Below are 20,562 nucleotides of genomic sequence, written 5' to 3'. Positions count from 1 at the left end.
TCGACACGCGCTGAGCCGCAGGCGGCTCGGCGCGGCTCAACCAGCGGAGTGGTAGAGCCGGGCCGCGAGGAGCGAAGCGACGCGCGCCCGCGTCTAGGCCTACTTCTTCTTGCCGGGCTTGGTCGGGGCGGGAGTCGGGGCCGGTTCCGTCGGGGCGGGTTCTGTCGGGGCGGGCTCGGTGGGTGCCGGCTCGGTCGGGGCCGGTTCCGTCGGCGGCGCGGGTTCCGTCGGGGCCGGTTCCGTCGGCGCGGGTTCGGTCGGCGCCGGTTCCGTCGGCGCCGGTTCCGTCGGGGTTGGCTCAGCGAGGGCGGCCACGGGCGGACTCCACCCGTCCGTGCGCACCCGGACGGAGCCGTAGGACGCCGAGCCGGAGCGGACCAGGAGGCCGATGCCGCCGTCGGCCAGCGCCGCGTTGTAGGCCCGCGATGCGATGAACGCGCCGTCGAGGACCAGCGACACCGACGCGCCCTTGAGCGTGACCATCATCGTGTAGTCGCGGCCGGCGACCAGCGTCCGGCTGACCGTCTGGTCCACGACCACGCGCCCGTGGATCACATGGCCGAACACGACAGCCTGCGCCACGATGTCGAGGACGATGAACTTGTACTCGGTGAGGCTGTAGAAGTCATAGACCAGACCCGCGATGCCGCCGGCAACGAGGCGCAGTGTCGTGGTGATCTCCAGGAAGGCGTTGGCCTCGATCGGGTCGCCGAGGTCGAGCAGCGTGACGGCGGGGGCGGCCGGGGAGGTTGCGGTGCCGGTGAGCGACCCGCCCGACGCGACCCACGTGCCCTGCTGCGTGTCGCCGGCCAGGCCGGCGCCGTCGTCGAACGACTCGGTGACATCCAGCGTGATCTGCGGCGGCAGGACCTGCACGGCGATGTTGTCGAACTTGCCCCGCGCCTGGTTGGACCCCACCCCCACGAACCCCTTGTTCAGGCCGACCGACTCACCGTCGATGATCCGCGGCGCGAAGGTGTGGGTGAACGCCACCGTCCCGCCGAGCAGCACCGTCACGGTGGTGCCGTTGATGGCAACGAGCATCGTGTACCAGGTGTTGAACTTCACGCCGCCCGAGATCGAGCTCTGCACGTCGACGATCCAGCCCGCCGCCGTGCGGCGGCCCATGACGAGCTTGTTGGTGGACTGATCGACGCCCGCGAACTTGAAGTCGGTGGGGCTGAAGTAGTCGAAGATGACGTAGGCGTTGGCCTTCCAGCCGCCCGTGGGCTTGGTGAGGTAGACCTGCGCGTGGATCTCGTAGTAGATCGGCAGGTACTGGTCGATGTAGTACACCGCGACGGCGTCGCCGCCGGTCGACGTGGCGGTCACGTTGAGCGTCCCGCCCTGGGCCGCGAACACGCCGGAGTCGGCGTAGAACGCCTGCGCCCCGGTGTTGAAGTCGGCGGAGCGGAGGACATCGCGCTTGCCGCCGGGCACGTTGCCGGGCTGCGGGTCGCGCGGGCCGCCGGTCTGGTCCTGCCAGAAGTCGTCCTTCTGCGTGACCAGGCCGATCTCGCCGTACGGCTCGCCGTTGCGGGCGGCGCTCATCTGCCCGGCCAGCTGCGCGACGGTGAAGTCGGCGCCCTGCGCGGCGGACAGCCGGTACAGGAAGTCGTACAGGCCCGGCGGCACCTGGCGGCTGACGGTGCCGAGGCCGAACGGCGCGAACGGCACGAGGTAGCTGTTGAACTCGCCCACCCAGTCGATGAGGCGGTCGCCGCCGGTGTTGGCGATGAGCACGTCGAGCCCGGCCCCGCCGACCGCGCGGTCCTCGTAGGTGGTGTGCGTGTCGGGCTGGTCGTTGAGGCCGCCGTTGGTGGTGAGCACGTCGTCGGCGTTCATGAGGTCGTTGCCCCAGCCACCCCACAGGGTGTCGCGGCCGGTGCCGCCGACTAGCCAGTCGTTGCCGTGGTCGCCGAAGACCACGTCGTCGCCGTCGGACTGCACTGTGGACGTGGCGGTGCACGTGCCGTTGTTGGACACGGCCGAGCAACCGGTGACGGGTCGACCCTCGGTGTGGCTGAAGTTGAGGAACCACTCGCCGCCGCCCACCATGATCTTCACCATCGGGTTGTACTCGTCGTACAGCTCGAACATGCCGGTGGCGGTGTCGAAGCCCAGGAGCGTGCCATCGTTGAAGGGCCTGGTGAAGTCGCTGCGGACCCCGCCCACGCCGTAACCAGTGACAAGGGCCTCGGCGCCGGAGATGGCGTCGTCGCCGGAGCCGCCGTGGATGAAGTCGTCGTCCCAGCCGCCGAAGATGACGTCGTTGGCATGGAGGATCTCGTTGAGCGGGTCCGCCCAGTCGCCGTCGGCCGCGAACGGGGTCAGGTCGACGGTCTTGGTGAGCTTGCCAGCCGGGAACAGGATCGCGACCTGGACGCGGCCCGGCGTGGTGATCTCGACCTGCGCGTTCACCACCGTGACGCCGTTGAGCGGCTCGGTGGCGCCGTTGCGGCTGGTGAAGATCCGGCCGTCGTCGCCGAGGATGCCGTCGATGCCGGTGCCGCCGGAGATCCAGTCGTGGCCCCAGCCGCCGATGAGGTCGTCGTCGCCGGCGTCGCCGAAGATGACGTCGTCGCCGGCGCCGGCGTAGACGGTGTCGTCGCCGGACTCGCCGTGGATCTCGTCGGCGCCGTAGATGTCGGTGGTCAGCGCCGCAGGCAGGAAGTCCGGGCCGCCGGGGGTGTAGTCGAGCAGGTCGACGGCGCGCGGGACGAGCCGCTCGTTGGCGGGGCCGCCGTAGTTGTCGTAGGTGAACGTGCGGTAGGCGGTGCCGCCCGCGACGACGATCCGGTAGATGTTGCCGTTGTCGCCGACGATGGTGTCGGAGTCGCGGCCGTGGCCCAGCGTGTCGTCGTTGCGGGCGATGTCGGTGCCCGCGCCGCCGAAGATCAGGTCGGCGGCGTCCGGACGGGCAGCCGGCGTGGTCAGCGAGAACAGGCTGGAGCTGCCGCCGATGATGTCGTCGCGGCCGAGGTTGCCGAAGATGGTGTCGGTGCCGCCGCCGCCCTCGATGTAGTCGTCGCCATCCGTGTCCGCGTTCTCCTGAGAGGGTGCCACCACGAGGTCGCCCGCGGTGTTGCGCCCGGCGCTCACCGTGAGGTCGATGGAGCCGTCGCCCTGGACGACGTCATTGCCGAGCTGGCCGAAGATGACGTCGTCGTGCGCGCCGCCGGCGAGGTAGTCGTCGCCGAAGCGGTCGGCTGCGGTGTCGTCGGCATGGTCGAGCAGCGTGATCCGGAAGTCGCTCCACGCGGTCGCGCCGGCCGGGTCGTTCTGCCAGGCGCCCGTGATCTGGGCGGCACCGTTGGTGGGGGCGCCGTCGGTGGAGTAGATCTGCGTGCCGGTCAGCACCCGGAACCGGGGGTTGGTGTGGTTGCCGAGGGTGGTGATGCGGTCGAGGGACACGTTGTCGCCGAAGATCAGGTCGCGGCCGTCGTTGCCGTCGATCCGGTCGTCCGCCGTGCCGCCAATGAGGATGTCCTCGCCGCCGAGGCCGCGGATGGTGTCGTTGCCGCCGAGGTGGTTGTCGCGGACGGTGATCAGCGTGCTCGGGCGGACGACGCCGTCGGTGAAGTCGTCCACGCCGCCGTTGCCGGACTGCGCCACCAGCACGCCGCCGCTGTGCCACTGCACCAGGCCGCGGTCGCCGAAGATCACGTCGGCGCCCTCGCCGCCGCGGAGGTCGTCGCTGCCGTAGCCGCCGAAGACGATGAGCGGCAGCGTGGAGCCGGTGCCGATGACGGTGTCGTCGTCGGTCACGCCGATCGGCAGGATGGCGCCGGAGGCGGGCATCACGAAGGTCTGGGTGGACTCGCGGGTCACCTCGACGACGACGTGCGCGGGCACCACGACGCCCTCGCTCGCGCGCTGGTTCGGAGTGGCGAACGTGAGCAGCGTCCCGACCTTCGTGATCTCGCTGGGATCCAGCAGGCGACCGTTGACCCAGACGCGGTAGCCCTCGACGTCGGAGTCGTTGACGAGGTCGAACGAGCCGCTGCTCTGGACGGTCCACGAGGTCAGGCGCAGCGTCACGACGACGGAGTCGCCCGGCAGCAGGGAGTCGAACAGGCCGATGAGGTCGAGGCGCGAGCTGACGCTGTAGCGGGCCGGATCGATCGTGGTGCCGTTGACCACGACGGAGACCACGCGGTCGGCCGCGACCGGCTCGTCGCCGTCGTCGAGGTCCGCGGTGAGGTCGAGCAGGTTGTCGTTCTGGCCCTGGGTATTGAGGACGAAGAAGCCGTCCTGGCCCGCGGTCAGGTTGACCGTCACGTGGTCGTTGCCGAGGCCGGTGTTGAGCCAGGCGGTGGTGCGCACACCCGCGCGCTCGTGGGTGCCGTCGATGACGATCCGGTCGGCGAACCCGGAGGTCCAGATCCGGATGCCGTCGGCGAAGGTGCCCGTGCTGGAGGCGCGCCAGGAGATGCCCGCCGGGGCCAGGCCGACGACGAAGATCTCGCCGTTGGCGGCAAGCGCCGCGTCGCGCGCCTGGGCGGCGGCGACTGCGTCGGTGATGAGGACCGGCGTGGCGACGGTGCCGTCGCCGGTGCCCGCGTCCTCGTCGCTCAGCAGCAGCGTGTGGCGGCCTGTGCCGAGGTCGAGGTTGAGGGTGCCGTCGATGTCGTCGAGGTGACCCGCCAGGAACTCGGGCTTCTCGGTGAGGCCGACGTCGGCGCGAGACGAGATGTAGACGCGGTCGTCGCCGCTGCCGAACGAGACGTTGGTGATGGGCAGCGTGCCGCGGATGTTCAGCACGTCGTCGCCGGAGCCGAGCTGCAGGTTCAGCGTCTCAAGCCCGAGGTAGCGGATGCCCGCGCGGGAATCGGCGTCGACGGCGGCCGCGCCGGCGCCGAGCGCCGTGAGCTGGATGGTGACCGGCAAGGTGGTGGACTCGTTGACCTCGCCGCGGAAGCCGATGAGGAACGTGCCTCCGACCTTCCAGACGTAGACGCTCAGCGCGCATGCGGTCTCGTCGTCCTCACCGCATCGACCCGCGAACCCGGCCTTCGGCGGGAACAGCAGCGTCTGGAGCGCCGCGCGGACCTGCTCGGCGGTGGCGGTGACGGCGAACGTCACCGCGCCGATGCCCTCGGCGACGCCGCCCACGACCTGCGACAGCATGATCGTGAACTGGGTGGCGCCGGCGAGCGGGGTGACCGAGTACAGGCGGTCGAGCGGGCGGCCCACCTCATCGACGCCCGTGCGCGGGGTCATGTCGAGCCCGGTCACCGTGTCCTGGGTGAGCCAGCCGAGGTTGTCGGATGCGTCGCCGAAGTCGCGCAGCGTGGCCACGTCGGTGCCGACGCCACCCTCGAGGACGAGCAGCGCGCGCAGCAGATCGAGCAGGCCGGCCGCGGTGCCGACGATGAACGTGTCATTGTCGGGCCGGCCGAGGCCGAGCGCATCGGGCCCGCCGATGACCCGCGTGTGCCCGTCGATGGTCAGGACGGTGACCGTGTCGCTGCCGAGCCCGGCGTTGATCGTGGTGGTGCCCGCGTGCGTGGTCTCGACGCTGAACGTGTCGCTGCCGTAGCCCAGCAGGATGTGGAGGTCCTCTAACAGCGCGTACTCGATGCCGGTGGGCGCCATGCCGAGGCCCGTGATCCGGGTGGAGGTCAGGGTGCCGGTCTCGTTGGCGGGGCTGTCCTCGTTGTGGACGATGAGGGTGTCGATCTGCGCGGACTCGATGGCCTCGGAGGTGGTGGCGGTGACGCCCAGCGGATGCCCGGAGGTCTCGCCGGGCATGGCGATGGGCAGGTACTCGTCGAGGTAGATGGCCTCGGGCGGGTCCTCGTCCTCGCCTCCGGAGACGAACAGCGGGCCCTGGATGAGGTGGGTGCGGCGGGCCGAGTCGGCGAACTCCTGCACCAGACTGCCGTCGATCCGTCCGTCCTGGATGGCGCGGATGGTCACGGTCTGCGCCGTGCTCCAGTTCGCGGCGGTGAAGGTGAGCGTCAGCGAAGCGACCCACGCGGACCCGTTCCAGAACTCCACCTGCGGGAAGGTGTTGCAGCCGCCCGCAGCGTAGCCACAGGTGCCGGTGGCGCTGAGGGTGCGGGTGACCAGCGCGGTGAGGACCACGTGGACGTCCGCCGTCGGCGCCTGGGTGAGGCGCACGGTGTACTGGCCGCTGGTGCCGAACTGGCCTGCGGTGGCGCCCTCGACGAGGCGGATGGGGCCGCCGACGGGGGCGATGACCACGCCGGGGGTGTCGCCGTCGTGCACGAGCACGGTGACCGGGGCGACCGCGATTCCGGCGGCGTTGACCGAGACGTCGGTGTAGCCGAGCACGACGAACGCGTTGCCGGCCACCGGCGCGGTGTTCCACTCCCCCTCGATCTCGATCATGGTGGCGGTGTTGTTCCAGATGCGCCGGATCTGCACGTCGCCGAAGCCGTCGGTGACCGCGACGAGGTGGCCCTTGAGGGCGCCCGGGGTCAGCGTCGTGGAGACGGCGAACTCGGTGGGCAGGCCTCCGGGGCCGGTGACGGTGCCGGAGATGGCGTCCGCCGTCGTGATGCGGGCGGTGATCCTGGCCACCTGCTGGCCCTCGACGGCGGAGTCGTCGACGGCGGAGACGTAAAGGGTCCGCGAGGTGGCGTCGTTGAACTGGATGGTCAGCGACTGGAGCCAGTCGGTCCCGTTGACGGACAGCAGCAGGCCGGTGGGCGCCGTGACGAGGACGCTGACGGTGCCCGCGGGGGCGCGGGTGAGGCTGACGGTGAAGGTGGCAGTGGTGCCGCCGCCGGTGCTCGGCTCGACCACGCTGACGCCGCCGTCGGGCACGACGACGTTGACCGCGGGGGCCTCGTCGTCGAGGACGCGGACGAACAGGGTGGCCACGAGCGCGCGCTCGTAGGTGCCGCCCGCCACGATGGCGTCGATGCCGTGCATCCGCTCACCCTCTGCAGCGAGGTCGGCCACGGCGCGCACGGTGACGAGGCGCTGGGCGGTGTCGCCGGCGAGGAACGTGAGCGTGATGGAGGTCTCCCACGTGCTGCCGTTCCAGAACTCAAGGGCGGCGGCGCGGCTGCCGGAGAGCGGGTTGGCCGGCGGGCCGGTGAGCGTCACCGTCACGGTGGTGGTGGGAGCGAAGGTCAGTCGCACGGACACCTGGCCGGACGCTCCTCCCTCGAGGAGCACGAGCGAGCCGCCCACGGGGGCGAGCACGACGGTGGGCTCGTCGTCGTCCATGATCTCGGCGGCGATGCCGTCGACGGGCACGCCGTCCCAGGCGCCGACGGTGCTCTCGACGGAGTGGCGGACGAGGCCGGTGTGGCCGAGCAGGTCGTTGGCCTGGACGAACGGCGCCTGGCCGCCCACCTCGACGCGGTCGGAGCCGAGGCCGCCGTAGATGTTGAGCTGGATGGCGGGGTTGGTGGAGAGCACGTGGAAGACGTCGTCGCCCTCCATCCCGTAGAGGGACACGTTCTCGACGTTGACGTAGCGGACCACGCGGCCGGCGCCGAAGACGCCGTCGGCGGTGATCACGTAGGTGTCGGGGGCCTCGGTGCCGATGACGATGACGATGTCGTTGCCGTCGCCGCCGTCGATGTTGACGGGTGCGTTGGCGGCGTACTCGATGTAGTCGCTGCCGGTGCCGGCGTTGAGGAGGGCCACCTGGGACTCGGCGATGAACGAGCGCACGATGAACGTGTCGTCGCCGGCCTCGCCGAACAGGTGGAGCGTGGCCACGTTGCGGAACACGTCGAACCGGTCGTTGCCCTCGCCGCCGTAGATGTAGGCGGTGTAGGAGACGCCGTTGGTGAGCCAGCCGCGGCTGGAGTCGAAGAAGGCGCCGGGGAAGTCGGGATCGGCCTCGGAGGTGGGCAGCGCGAAGTCACCGAAGCCCAGATGCTCCTGCACGCTGCCGGCGGCCGGGGCGGGGGCCGTGTAGGCGGTGTAGAGCTGGCCGAAGCGGAAGGCGTCGTCGCCGGTGCCGCCGAGCACGGTGACGATCGAGGAGGTGTCGTCGAAGGCGAAGGTGTCGTTGCCGGCGCGGCCGTCGAGGATCACGCCACCGGTGATGGTGGGCCCGTAGGTGACCACCTCGGCGTCCTGGAACAGCCCGGACGGCGCCTTGTCGGAGAGCTGGGCGATCATGCCGCGGCGCAGCAGGAAGGTGTCGTCGCCGGCCGATCCGCCCACGCCGAGCACGTTGGTGTCGCCGTCGGTCACGTCGACGATGTCGATGCGGCTGTTGCCGACGCCGAACATCTCGACGATGTAGGTGTCGGAGTTCGCGCCGCCGTCGAGGGTGAGGCGCTGGCCGTCCATGGCGTTGGTGGCCGGGCCGGGGATCGGGTTGACGAGCAGCCAGTCGTTGCCGGCCTGGCCCTCGATGGTGGTGGTGCCGGACAGCGCCTCGACGTTGACGCGGTCGTCGCCGTCGGCCGCGTGGACCGCGGTGAGCCCGGTGTGCGTCGAGTCGATGTTGAGCACGTCGTCGCCGGAGCCGAGGATGAGGTCGAGGGTCTCGAAGAGCGTGTAGTCGACCCGCCCGTCGGTCATGGCGAGGACGTCGGTGGTGACGCCGGAACCGGTGAGCGCGTAGCCGGGCACCGCGACGATGCTCAGGGTGCGGGCCCAGCCGGCGGCACCGGCGAGCGCCCCTGTCCACGCGACGGTCCAGCGGCCGCCGGCCTTGGTGACGGCCACGTTGCCCGCGCCGACGAGGGCCTCGAGCAGCTGCTGCATGCGGGCGGCGGAGGTGTCGAAGGCGAGCTGGCCGGTGGTGCCGAGCCCGGAGACCGCGAGCGCGAAGCGGCCGTCGGTGGCGCCGAGGACGGTGACCACCTGGACGAGGCTCGGCTTCGGGGAGCCGCCGGTCATGCCGAGGCCGGAGACGCTGGTGCCGGTCACCACGCCGATGCGGTCGAGGACCGTGGCGGCGTCGTCGAGGTACAGGATGTCGGTGCCCGCACCGCCGGTGACGCTGAGCGGGGCTGTGATGCCGACGAGGGTGCCGCCGATGCCGGTGAGCGTCGACGAGATCCGCACGGTGTCGTTGCCTGCGCCGGTGGCCACGGAGGTGACGCCGGCGACGCTGCGCACGATGACGAGGTCGGCGCCGTCGGTGGCTGCCGCGGGGGTGCCCAGGGCGTGCGTCGTCAGCGCCGTGTTCCCGGTGTGGGTGGAGTGGATGGTGAAGGTGTCGCCGCCGGAACCCGTGTCGATGGTGAGGAACTCGAACCCGGTGTAGGTGATGCCGACGGCCATGCCGAGGCCGGTGAGCCAGTCGTAGGTCAGTTCGCCGGTGTTGGCCGAGGCGTCGCCGGTGTCGTCGATGGCGAGCAGGTCGTTGCCGGTGATGGCGCCGGGGCCGGTGCCGCCGACGACGGTGAGCTTGGCGTCGACGTCGTTGACGGTGCCACCGGAGTTGGTCCAGACGGTGTCGGTGGTGCCGGTGCCGGCGGCGTTGGAGCCGACGGCGATGCGGTCGGTGTGCTCGCCGGTGGCGATGCGGGTCTCGACCTGGAGGGCGCGGACCGCGATCCGGTCGCCGCCGGTGAGCGTGTTGATCTCCACGAGCTCCACACCGGAGTGGGTGACGGTGCCGAGCAACGTCATGGCGCCCGCGGACGTGAAGGAGACGCGACGGATCCGGTTGGCGCCCGTGTCGGTGGGCGGGGAGGCGACGGTGTCGAGGATCAGGTCGTCGGGCGCGGTGCTGCCCTGGACGACGAGCTTGTCGCTGCCGGAGGTGTCGAGGACGTGGACGGCGATGCCGGTGGAGCGGGTGAGCTCGACGCGCACCAGGTCGTCGCCGGGGCCGGCGTCGAGGTAGGCGGTGCCGGTCCAGGGGTCCGCGGCGAGCGTCAGCCCGGCCACCATGACGGTGCCGTCGAAGTCGCCGACGAGCATGGTGGTGGCCCGGTTGCCGGTGGAGGTGAGGCGCGCGATGGCGAAGATGTCGAGCAGGTTCTCGGCGACGGAGCCGACGCCGAAGTTGAGCCCGACGGCCAACCCGACGACGAACAGGTTGTCGTAGAGGCCGAAGTCCACGCCCTCGAACGACTCCACCAGCGTGTTGGTGCCGCCGTCGTCGATGAAGGTGTCGCGGCCGAGGCCGCCGGTGGCGGTGTCGTCGCCCGCGCCGAGGTCGAGGATGTCGTCGTAGCGGGAGCCGATGATCCGGTCGGCGCCGTCGCCGCCGATGAGGGTGAGCGCGAGCTGGTCCGCGGTGGTGGCGGACGCGTCGATCGTGTCGGCGCCGCCGCGGCCGTTGATGAACAGTGCGTCGCCCTGGATGCGCACGCCGCCGGCGATCCGGACGGTGTAGCCGCCGGTGGGTCCGGCCCTGGTGACGGTGGTGCGGGTGGGCGAGGCGATGGTGGCGACGGTGAACGTGTCGGCGCCGGTGAGCGAGCCGAGGACGGTGACCACGTCGGTGCCGCCGGTGCCGAGCGCGATGTCGATGTCGGTGAGGCCGGAGCCGTTGCCGGTGATGTGGTCCAGCGTGATCCGGTCGGAGCCGGCGGCCGCGTCGACGACGAGCTTCTCGATGCCGGAGGAGTTCTTCGACGCCGATCCGAGGAGGTGGGTGAGCACGCCGGTGGACGGGTTGCTGACGGTGTAGTCGTCGCCGTCGCCGGTGAGGATCAGCTCGAGGGTGTCGGTGCCGCCGCCGCCGACCACGGGGGTGGCCTCGGGGCTGAGGAAGATGGCCGACGTGGCGCGGATCAGGTCGTCGCCGGAGCCGCCGTCGTACAGCGCCGCGGGGCCCTGGAGGGTGTCGTTGTCGCCCTCGCCGTACAGCTTGGCGTTGGCAGCGTTGCCGACGAGCAGGTCGTTGCCGGTGCCGCCGTAGAACCGCACGGTGCCGCTGCCGGTGTGCCGGATGGTGTCCGCGCCGCCGCCGCCATGCACCACCGCGGAGGCCGCGTTGGTGACGAGGATGGTGTCGTCGTTGTCGCCACCGCAGAGGATGCTCCCGGAGAAGGTGGCGGGGCTGGCCGGGCTGTAGGCGGTGCAGAGCGTCGAATCGGTGGCGACCGGGAGGGCGGCCGGGGAGCCCTCGAGGGTGATCCGGTCGTTGCCGGCGCCGCCGTCGAGCACCACGGGGATCTTGACGCTCGGGTCCACGGTCACCGTGTCGACGTTGCTGCCGAAGTAGCCGTAGATGCGCGCCACATGCTCATAGGTGTTGACGTGGCCGAACGCGGTGACCTTGATGGTGGCGCGACCGTTGCCGTCCAGCGGGCCGATCTGCTCGATCAGGACGGTTTCGTTCTCCACCGTGCCGGAGACGTTGCGGGCGGTGCGCTGCGGCAGGGCGCCGACGTTGAGGAACAGCTGCGTGTCCGTGGGCTCCCAGGCGCGCAGGTTGCGGTAGGTGCCGGAGGTGTTGGGGTCGTTCGCATAGTCGGTGCGGCCGTTGCTCGCCAGGTAGGGGATCACCGGGAACCGGACGGTGCCGATGGTGAAGGTGTCGCTGCGCGAGTACCAACTGCCCAGCACCTTGAACCGCACGGTGATCCGGAACTTCAGCGGCACGTCGCCGTTGATGTCCGCGTCGCGGGAGTCGGCGGAGACCGACAGCGCCAGGCCCACGCCGAGGCTGATCTCGAACAGCTTGAAGTCGAAGTACACCTCGACGCTCGCGGAGCCGCCGATGAACAGCGTGTAGTACGTGATGCCCCACGCGTCGGTGTTCTTGAGGAACGAGACCTCCAGGCTGAAGCTGCCGCGGATGCCCATGAAGCTGCCGCCGAGCTGCATCCGGCCCGACAGCTTGAGGCTGAAGCTGCCGTCGGAGCTCAAGAAGATGTCGCCGCTGAGGTTGAAGCCGAAGAAGCTGAGGCTGGCGTACGCCTCGAGGTACCACTCACCTTCTTGGAACGAAGGGCAGAGCGACTGATCCTCCAGCGTGCACGGCCTGTCGCGGCCAACCTCGATGGTGAAGCCCGCGTTGAAGCTGAACAGCTTGAGCAGCGTCACGGAGCCGGTGAGCTGCAGCTTGAAGCCGCGCGCGACGCCCTCCCGCACCTCGGGGGTGGTGTTGAGCGAGAGCAGACCGGTGGCGCTGAGGCTGAACACGAACGCGTCGGCGGACACGCTGACGCTCACGCGCATGACCAGGCCGTCGTCGTAGATCCCGGCCACGCCGTCGGCCATGAACTTCAGGCCGGCCAGGTCGAAGGAGACGCCGAACTTCATGACGAACGCACCGCCGCCGATGCGGATCTCGGCGTAGCCGCTGCCCTTGGCGAAGCCGAGGAAGCTGATCGAGCCGTCGATGCGCAGCTTGAAGCCGGGCGTCACCGTGGTGGAGCCGAGGAGGGCGTTGGCGCCGGTGGTGTTGAGCTCGAGCAGCGCGGAGGCGTTGAAGCCGAGGCCGATGTCGCCGCCGAAGTTGGCGTCCAGGCCGATGTCGATCCGGGCCACCAGGCCGGCGCTGGTGATGGAGAAGCCGGAGTCGACGATGGTGACCTCGCCGAAGGGATCCAGCGCGGCGCGGCCGTTGACCACCAGCGTGATGCCGGTGGCGCCGATGGAGAGCACCACGTGGCCGAAGATGTCCAGCACGTTGCTGACCACCAGCGAGCCGTACATCTCCAGCCGGAAGCCCGCGACGACGTTGATCGGGGCGTTCTCGACGATGAGCCGGTTCTGGCCGTCGCGCGCGAAGCCGCCGAAGACCTGGCGGCCGTTGACGGTCTCGGACAGGATCTTGTACGTCTGGACGGTCTTGACGCTGGCGAACGTGTTGATCTCGAGCAGGAACTGGCCGTTGAGGCTGACGCCCGGGATGGAGTTGGCGCCGAGGGTGAGCTGCACGCGGCCGACGACGCCCGTCTGGGCGCCCACGTAGACCGCGAGGTTGAGGCTGCCGGTGAGCGCGCCGAGGAACGGGATGGTGGTGCCGACGATGCCGTTGACCTGCAGGAACGCGGTGCCGCCCACGTCCACGCCGGCTGTGATGCTGAGCATGCCGGTGAGCGTGAACGCGCCGCCGATGGTCAGCTCGGCCTCGATCACCGCGGTGATGTAGATGGCGGGCAGCGCGCCGGGGATCGGGGAGCCGTCGATGCCGGGCGCCGAGGCCGGGATGACGAAGGTGGGCGACTGGCCCGGAAGCAGCAGCGGCAGGAACGCCGTCGGGACCGTGAAGGACTGCTCTACCAGGGTGGTGTTGAAGATCACCGAGACCGAACCGGTGGCGGAGAACAGGGAGCCGATGTTCGGCAGGCCGATGCCGACGCCGGTGGACACGCGGATGCTGCCCGCCACGCCCGGGATGGCCCCGCCGGTGGTCTCGGTGGAGATCATCAGCACGCCGGTGACCGAGCCGTACTCGAGACGCGCGGAGCCGGAGCCGAAGGACAGGGTGCCGGTGAGGAACAGGTCCATCGACGGCGTGGGCGGATTCATGGAGATGTTGAGGTACAGGCCGCCCTGGACCCGCATGAGCTCGGTGCCTCCGGGCGCGACGACTGCCTGGCCGACGATCTGGAAGCCGAAGCTGAAGGGCTGCAGCACGAAGGTGTCGGTCAGGTCGGTGCCACCGGGGCCCACGCCCTTGAGGGTCAGGGTCTCGGTCTTGACCTCGTTGGTGAGGTTGATCCGCAGCTGGGCGGAGCCGCTCAGGTAGAGGCCGTACTCCTCGAGGGCCTCGAAGTTGGTCTCGATGGACGCCACGCCCCACAGTTGCGGCACGGGGTACATCGGGTTGGTGTTCTCGTCGCCCATGACCAGCACGAAGCGGCCGGCGGTGGCGCCGATGGTGCCCAGGCCGTAGACCTGGATCTGGCCCTGGAAGGTGAGGATGAACGCGGTGCGCGCGAAGTCGATCTCGAGGACCACCTCGGCGGTGATGTGCAGCAGCGGCTCGGGGAGGAAGTCGCCGGCGCTCAGCATGATGCCGCCGGAGAGCTCGATGTAGAACGAGGTGCCCTGCACGATGACGCGCACGGCCTGGGTGCCGGCCGCGGAGAGGTTGCCCGCGGTGTCGGCCCAACCGCCGGCGGCGAAGGTGACGGTGAGGGTGCCGGCGGTGAGCTGCCCGCCGGAGGGGAACGTGTAGCCGTAGAACGCGATGCCGCTGCCGTTGGCGCCGTCAGCCACGAACCGGACGTGGTTCCAGGTGAGGCTCTCGGCGCCGGCTCCGGTGAGGGCGAGGTCGTTGGAGCCGAGGGTGCCGGTGTTGACGGAGGACCCGAAGGTGGGGGTGAGCCGGACGGCCAGCCAGGTGCGCTGCTTGATCACGGTCTCGGTGAGCGTCTCCGCGCCGGGCAGGCCGTGGGTGGCGGCGGCGAAGAGCGTGCCGTTGGCGCTCTGCCAGCTGCCGTCGAGGAAGGCGATCGTCAGCGCGCCGGAGGTGTAGCCGGAGAAGTAGTAGCGGTAGACGTTGCCGCTGACCAGCACGCCGGAGCCGATGACGACGAGCTCGCCCACGCCGTCGCTGAGGGTGAACTCGGCGCCCGCGTCGGTGATGGAGGTGCGGTCGAGCAGCAGTCCGGCGGCGCCGAAGTCGGCGAACGTGATGTCGATCCAGCCGCGACCCGTGAACTCCTTGGCGTCGACGACGGAGCCGGCGCCCGGGTTGGTGATCGACGAGGTGGGCGAGGTGACGTACACGGTCTCGGTCTCGGCGGCGTTGAGGTTGCCGCCCAGGTCCGCGAAGCGGCCGGCGAGGAAGGTGACGGTGTAGGTGCCCGCGGCCAGGGTCGCGGTGAAGCTGAAGCGGTAGATGTCGGAGGTGCCCACCCGGACGGGGGCGCCGAGGGCGATGAGGGCGCCGTCGGGGCCGCGGAACTCGATCTCTCCGCCGCCGATGGTGGTGTGGTCGATGCCGAAGCCCGAGGTGCCGGTGAAGCGGATCTCGAGGTACTTGAGCTGGTTGAGGAGGTCGCGGCCGACGGTGGCGCCGGACAGCGGAACGGTGGCCTCGCCGGTCTCGTCGAGCGGGGTCCCGGGATCGTCGGCGACGGGGACGGTGAGGACCACGTCGGCGGTGGCGCCGACGACCGTGAAGGTCTGGGCGAGCAGCGTCCCTGCCGGCGGAGGTCCACGCCCGGAGGTGTCGGTCACGTTGTGCAGGTCGAACGTGATCACCACCGCGCCGGCCACGAAGGATCCGGACAGCAGGTAGCGCCAGGTGGTGCCCCCCATGAACACAGCCTGGAGGATCTGGATGCCCGAGCCGGTGCCGGCACCGCTGAGCGTGAACTCGTCGAGGTTGATCGAGCCGGAGTTGATGCCGAACGGGACCTGCCCGGGTGAGGTGTCGGGGTTGACGGGCGGGATGTAGGTGACGTCGAGGTAGCTCTGCATCCGGCTGGAGACGTGGGCGGCGCCCGGGGTGGCGGGGCCGAAGGTCACGTCGACCTCCACGCCGGTCTCGGTGCCGGCGCCGGGCGCGCCGCCGCTGTAGGTGGCGCCGGTGGAGGTGAGCAGGGTCCAGTTGCCGGTGGCGGTGACCACGACGGTGTCGCCGGCCGCGATCGCGGTGGCGAAGGTGTAGCGCACCCAGGCGACGCCGTCGACGGTGGCGAGGATCTGGAAGCCGGTGATGGTGACCGCGACGCCGTTGATCGTGAGCGTGATGTCGTCGGTGCCGATGCTGGCGGGGTCGATGGTGAGGCCGGTGGGGGCGCTGAGCGGCACGTCGACGAATGTGCGCGCGGGGGCGGTGTAGGTGCTGGTGGGCAGGTCACCGGTGCCGGTGGCCAGCAGCGGCAGGCTGAAGGCGCCGAGCTGAACGGTGGTGGAACCGGCGGCGTCGGTGGTGTCGCGGAAAACGTGGACCGGGATCTCGAGCGTGGTGGCGCCCGCGGTGATGGAGCGGCTGGGATCGACGATGACGGTCCAGCCTGCGGTGCCGGCGGTGAACGTGAGGCCGCTGAGGAAGGCCAGGCTCTGGACAGCGGCGGCGTCGAGCGTGTACCCGGCCGGAATCGACGGCAGGGTCACGGTCAGGGTCGTGGTGACGCTGCCCACGTTGATGGCCAGGTTCACCCCGGAGGTGGTGGTGAGCGCACCTACCGCGAGGCGGTACGACCAGGCGCCCGCGAGCGCGGTCAGCGTCACCGACAGGCCGGCCTCGTACTGGCCTGTGAGCCAGTAGCGGAACCGCAGCACCGTGGACGGCACGCCGGAGGTGAGCTGGACGGGCGCGCGGGACGCGTCGAGCTGGATGGAGCCCAGGCCCTCGCCGTAGAGCTCGAACTCGGCCGCCAGGTCGAGGATCGAGGCGATGTCGAGCGTCACGCCGGAGGCGGTGGGGAGAGTGAAGTCGACGTCGATGAAGGACCGCGGGGTGATGGTGACCACGCCGGTCTGGGTGCCGGCCGAGACGGCGCCGATGAAGCCGAGAGCGGCCGCGGTGAGGTTGGCGGTGACGGTCTGCGGGGTGTCGGTGGAACCCGTGACCAGCACCGGGATCTGGAACTCGCCCGGAGCGCCGGTGGCTGTGATCGGGGAGGTGGTGTCGATCACCACTGTCCAGGCGCCGGCGCTGAAGGTGAGGCCGCTCAGCCGCCTGATCACCGAGTCGGGGTCGACGGTGAAGCCGGCCGGGATGCCGTACTGACCGCCGGTCGGGAACACGACGGCGACGCTGCCCGCGCCGCGCTCGGTGGGCGCGTCGGTGACCACGAGCGGTGCGGTGACGCTGAGCAGGTAGGACCAGGAGCCGGCGAGGAACGTGACGGTCACCGCGCCACTGGCCGCGAACCGGCCGGTCAGCCAGTAGCGGTAGGTCATGGTGGTGGAGGTGCTGGTCACGAGCGAGGGGGCGAGCGCGCCCTCGAGCTGCACGGTGCCGAGGCCCGCGCCGCCGAGGGAGAACTCGGCCGCAAGGTCCGTGATGGAGGCCGGATCGATGGAGTAGAAGGTGGGCTTGGTGAAGGTGACGTCGATCCAGCCGCGGCCGTTGAGCACGTTGATGTCGATGGAGGCGCCGGGCGTGGGGTTGGAGACCGTGGCGGTGGTGCCGACCACCGTGAAGGTCAGCGCGGTGGGCGCGTTGCCGGCGCCTGGAGTGGTGCCGGCGTCGGTGGTGACGGAGGCGTTCTTCACCGCGTCGGCGGCGAAGGTCAGCGTCCAGGTGCCCATGGCGAGGTCCGCGGCGCCGATGTCGTAGCGGAACCTGGTGATGCCCAGGGCGCGGAGCGCGGCGAGCTTGAGCTGATCGTCGGTCATCCCGTCGGTCTTCGGGAGGACGTCGACGCGGGTGCCGCCCCTCATGTAGTACGCGCCGGTGGCGTCGACCAGCATGGTGATGGCGAGGAACTCGATGCCGGTCTCGGTGGTGATCGCGAGGATCGGCACGGGCGCGCCGACGGTGCGGGCGGCGCCGGGGCCGGTGAGGGTGAACTCGCCGGTGGCCCCGAGGATGGTGGTGAGGTCCAGGCTTGCACCCGGCGGCGGGGTGTAGACCACGTCGACGTACTTGGTGCCGGTCTGGTTGATGACGGTGGACTGCACGGTTCCGCCGGACGAGCTGGGGGCGCCGAGGGTGACGGTGGGCGCGGTGGCGGTGGCCGCCGGATCTGGCAGGTCGGCCACGTCGAAGGTGACCTCCTGGCCGGAGGAGTTCTTGAAGCCCATCTTGAGCTTGCCGTAGAGGGTGAGCAGGCGCACCTGGTCCGGGATGTCGGCCAGGAACAGGATGGTGACGTTGCCGGTGGCCACCTTCGACAGGTCTGCGTACAGGCGGCCGCTGATGGAGATGTTGTCCGCGGCGAAGTTGAGCTTGCCGATGATGAGGATCTTGCCGTCGGTGGAGATCTTGACGATCACCTGGCCGTTGAACACGGCCTGCGAGGTGTAGATCGAGAAGATCTTGGCCGAGCCGGTGATGACCATCGGGGAGGTGAACGCGGCCGCGAAGCCACTCTTGCCGGGGTCCGCCGCGATGGCCTTGACCTGGTTGGCCACCTGCGTCTGAAGCTGGGCCAGCCACTGGTCTGCCGTCAGAGTGGTGGGCAGCTGGAAGGCCGACGAGCGCAGCGCGAAGGGGTCATCGATCGTCGGGAGGGTGGTGAAGAACTCGACGCCGCCGAAGAAGTCGTTGATGGACAGGCCGGAGTTGGGCTCGAGCAGGATGCCGCCCGGCACGTTGGCGGACAGGAAGACCTGGAGCGGGCCGAGTTCGGAGAGACCGAGGCGGATGCCGAAGCCGGCGAGCCCGGCGATGGAGATGGTGCCCTCGAGGCCGAAGTAGAAGACGCGCCTTTCCACCGGGGTCGTCGTGTCGAACACGCCGATGATGTCGTAGGCCGAGTCGAGCTTGAGGATGCCGCCCACGAGGCTGGCGGACACCTCGCCGCCGAACATCTTGCCCTTGACGCTGACGCCCAGGGCGTCGAGGCCGATGATCGGGAACTTGCCCTCGGCCAGCAGCGACGGCTGGATCCGGATCCCCTGGATGGAGCCGGTGATCTGCAGGCCCTGGAGGCCCTGGATGCCGGTGACGCTGGCGGACAGGATGAGCACGAAGTCCTCGGGCGCGTTCTCCACGTCGTCCCACTGGATGCCGATGGCGTCGATGCGCACGGGCAGGAAGGAGGGCCACTTGAAGCTGTCGCCGGTGGCGGAGCCGATGGACAGGAATACGCCGAACCCGGGCAGGGCCTTGAAGGAGCCGTCGCCGGTGATGGCGAAGTTGCGGCCCTCGCCGGCCAGGACCAGCGAGCCGATGGTCACCTTGGCGCCGACGGCGCCGAAGCTGGCCATGAGGGCCGACCCGGTTGCGCCGGTGTCGAGGCGGAAGTCGCGCGCGGTGAGGGTGACGAAGGTGCCGAGGCGGATCTCCAGGGTGTCGACGGTGAGCTGGAAGGCCTGGACCTTGCCGCCGGCGAACGTCAGGGCGATGCGGAAGGCCTCGTCGTCCATGGTGCCGTCGGGCCGCTTGTCGTCCGCGGTGACGCGGTCGCTCAGCGTGGCGCCGAAGGACTTCCCGGGGAACAGCTTCGCGCCGCCGGTGGCGATGTAGATCTGGCCGGTGAAGCCCGCGAGGCCGCCGGGGGTGGGGAGTCCGGCCACGGGGAAGCGGACGTCGAGACCGGAGATGCCGATGCGGATGTCGTCGAGTTCGAGGATGCTGCCGAGCGTGATCTTCTTGTCGGCGGCGGTGGCGGTGATGGCGTTGCCGGGGTCGACGGGGCCGGCGGTGGGCGGCAGGCCGTAGGCCAGCTCGGCGGTGCCGAGCCGGAAGCCGTTGCCGTAGATAGTGAGGCCCGGGATCTGGCCGGTGCTGAGCGCCTGGTCGTTGTTGCGCGTGATGTTGGAGCTGAGCGCCGGGTCGTAGGGCCGGAGGCTGCCCGTGACACCGAACGACGGGAAGGTGATGGTGGCGGTGTTGATCCGCATGATCTCCTGGTCGGCCGCGCCCTTGGGGTCGTAGCCGAACCGGATGCCGGTGGCCTGGATCCGGGCGACGTTCGGGATCTGCGCGTCCAGCGACGCGATCTGGATGCCCCACTTGCCGGTGGCCTGGATGTCGACGTTGCCGCCGAGCAGACCGAACACGTCGACGGCCAGCTCGAAGGAACCGATCAGGCCGATGAGGTCGACGGTGACGCCGGAATCGGTCTGGGCCGCGGACTGGGCGCCGGTGGTGGGATTGCCGCCGAAGGCCAGCGAGGCGCGCTGCACGCCGAGGATGACGGACAGCACGAGCTTGCCGTCGGCGAAGCCGAAGCCGCCGAGCCCGACGGTGGGACCCTGGAGCGTCAGCGGGCCGAGCGCGATGGGCCCACCGGTGGTGGCCTCACCGATGGGGCTGGCGCTGACGTTGAGGGTCAGCGTCTGCGCGGTGTTGTTGGCGAGCGTGATCCCGGACCCGCTGCTTACCTTGTCGGCCTGAAGCTGGAAGAGGACGGGGCCGGTGCCGGTGAACAGGCCGAGCGTGTTGTTCCGGTTCTTGTCCTTGAGGTAGTAGCGGTAGGTGACGGAGGTGGCGTCGGCGGCCTTGCCGCTGATCAGCAGGGGGGCGCCGATGAGTGTCGGCACGCCCGCGATGACCTCGAGGTCGCCGATCTGGCCGCTGATCGTGAACGGCGCCACCGTCGCGGACTCGATCGAGGACTTGTTGATGGGCAGCGGGGTGGCGCCCGTGGTGGCGGGCAGCGAGGTGTAGGTGATGTCCACGTAGCCCTGGGCGTTGAGTTGCGCGAGGCTGATGGTGGTCACTGTCATGGTGGCCACCGGTCCGGGCAGCTGGCCGCCGGTGGCGGGACGGAAGAGGTAGAAGCGCTCCTCCTCGGCCTGCAGCAGAGCGTCGGCGCCGGAGGTGGTCGCGGTGACCCGGCCGTCTATGAACCGGACCACGACGATGCCGGAGCTCGGCAGGTTCGCGCCGCTGGGCGCGGTGAGGGTGTAGCTCCAGGTGTTGACCTTCCCGGAGACCGCGACGGGGTTGGACGGGGTCCACTCGACGCCGCCGATGGTGACCGTGAACTCCGCGTCGGAGTCCGTGACGCTCAGCGCGTTGATGGTGCCCTCGGTGGTGCGGAAGGCCACCTCGAGCGTCGCCAGCCCGGTGGCCTGGTAGACGATGTTGGCGCGCGGGGTCACCAGGTCGCCGGTGATGATCGCGGGCGGGTC

At 70.3% G+C, this 20,562-nt stretch carries 1 protein-coding gene (cut by a window edge); it reads right to left on the bottom strand.

Translation table 11 applies throughout. From position 1 onward, the window contains the following. Nucleotides 1–99 precede the first annotated feature (99 nt). A protein-coding gene (locus ACX1D3_RS04010; protein WP_458995698.1) for a hypothetical protein crosses the window boundary here: on the bottom strand, nt 100–20,562 show its 3' portion. Its footprint extends 16,458 nt past the window's final position; the window shows 20,463 of its 36,921 coding nt (coding positions 16,459–36,921); the start codon falls outside the window, past its right edge — the gene reads right to left on this strand; the stop codon is at nt 100–102.

The sequence above is a fragment of the Tessaracoccus yangjingae genome, from assembly GCF_054483935.1.
Note: the sequence above shows the minus strand (reverse complement) of the source record. Positions and strands in the feature narration are given on the sequence as shown.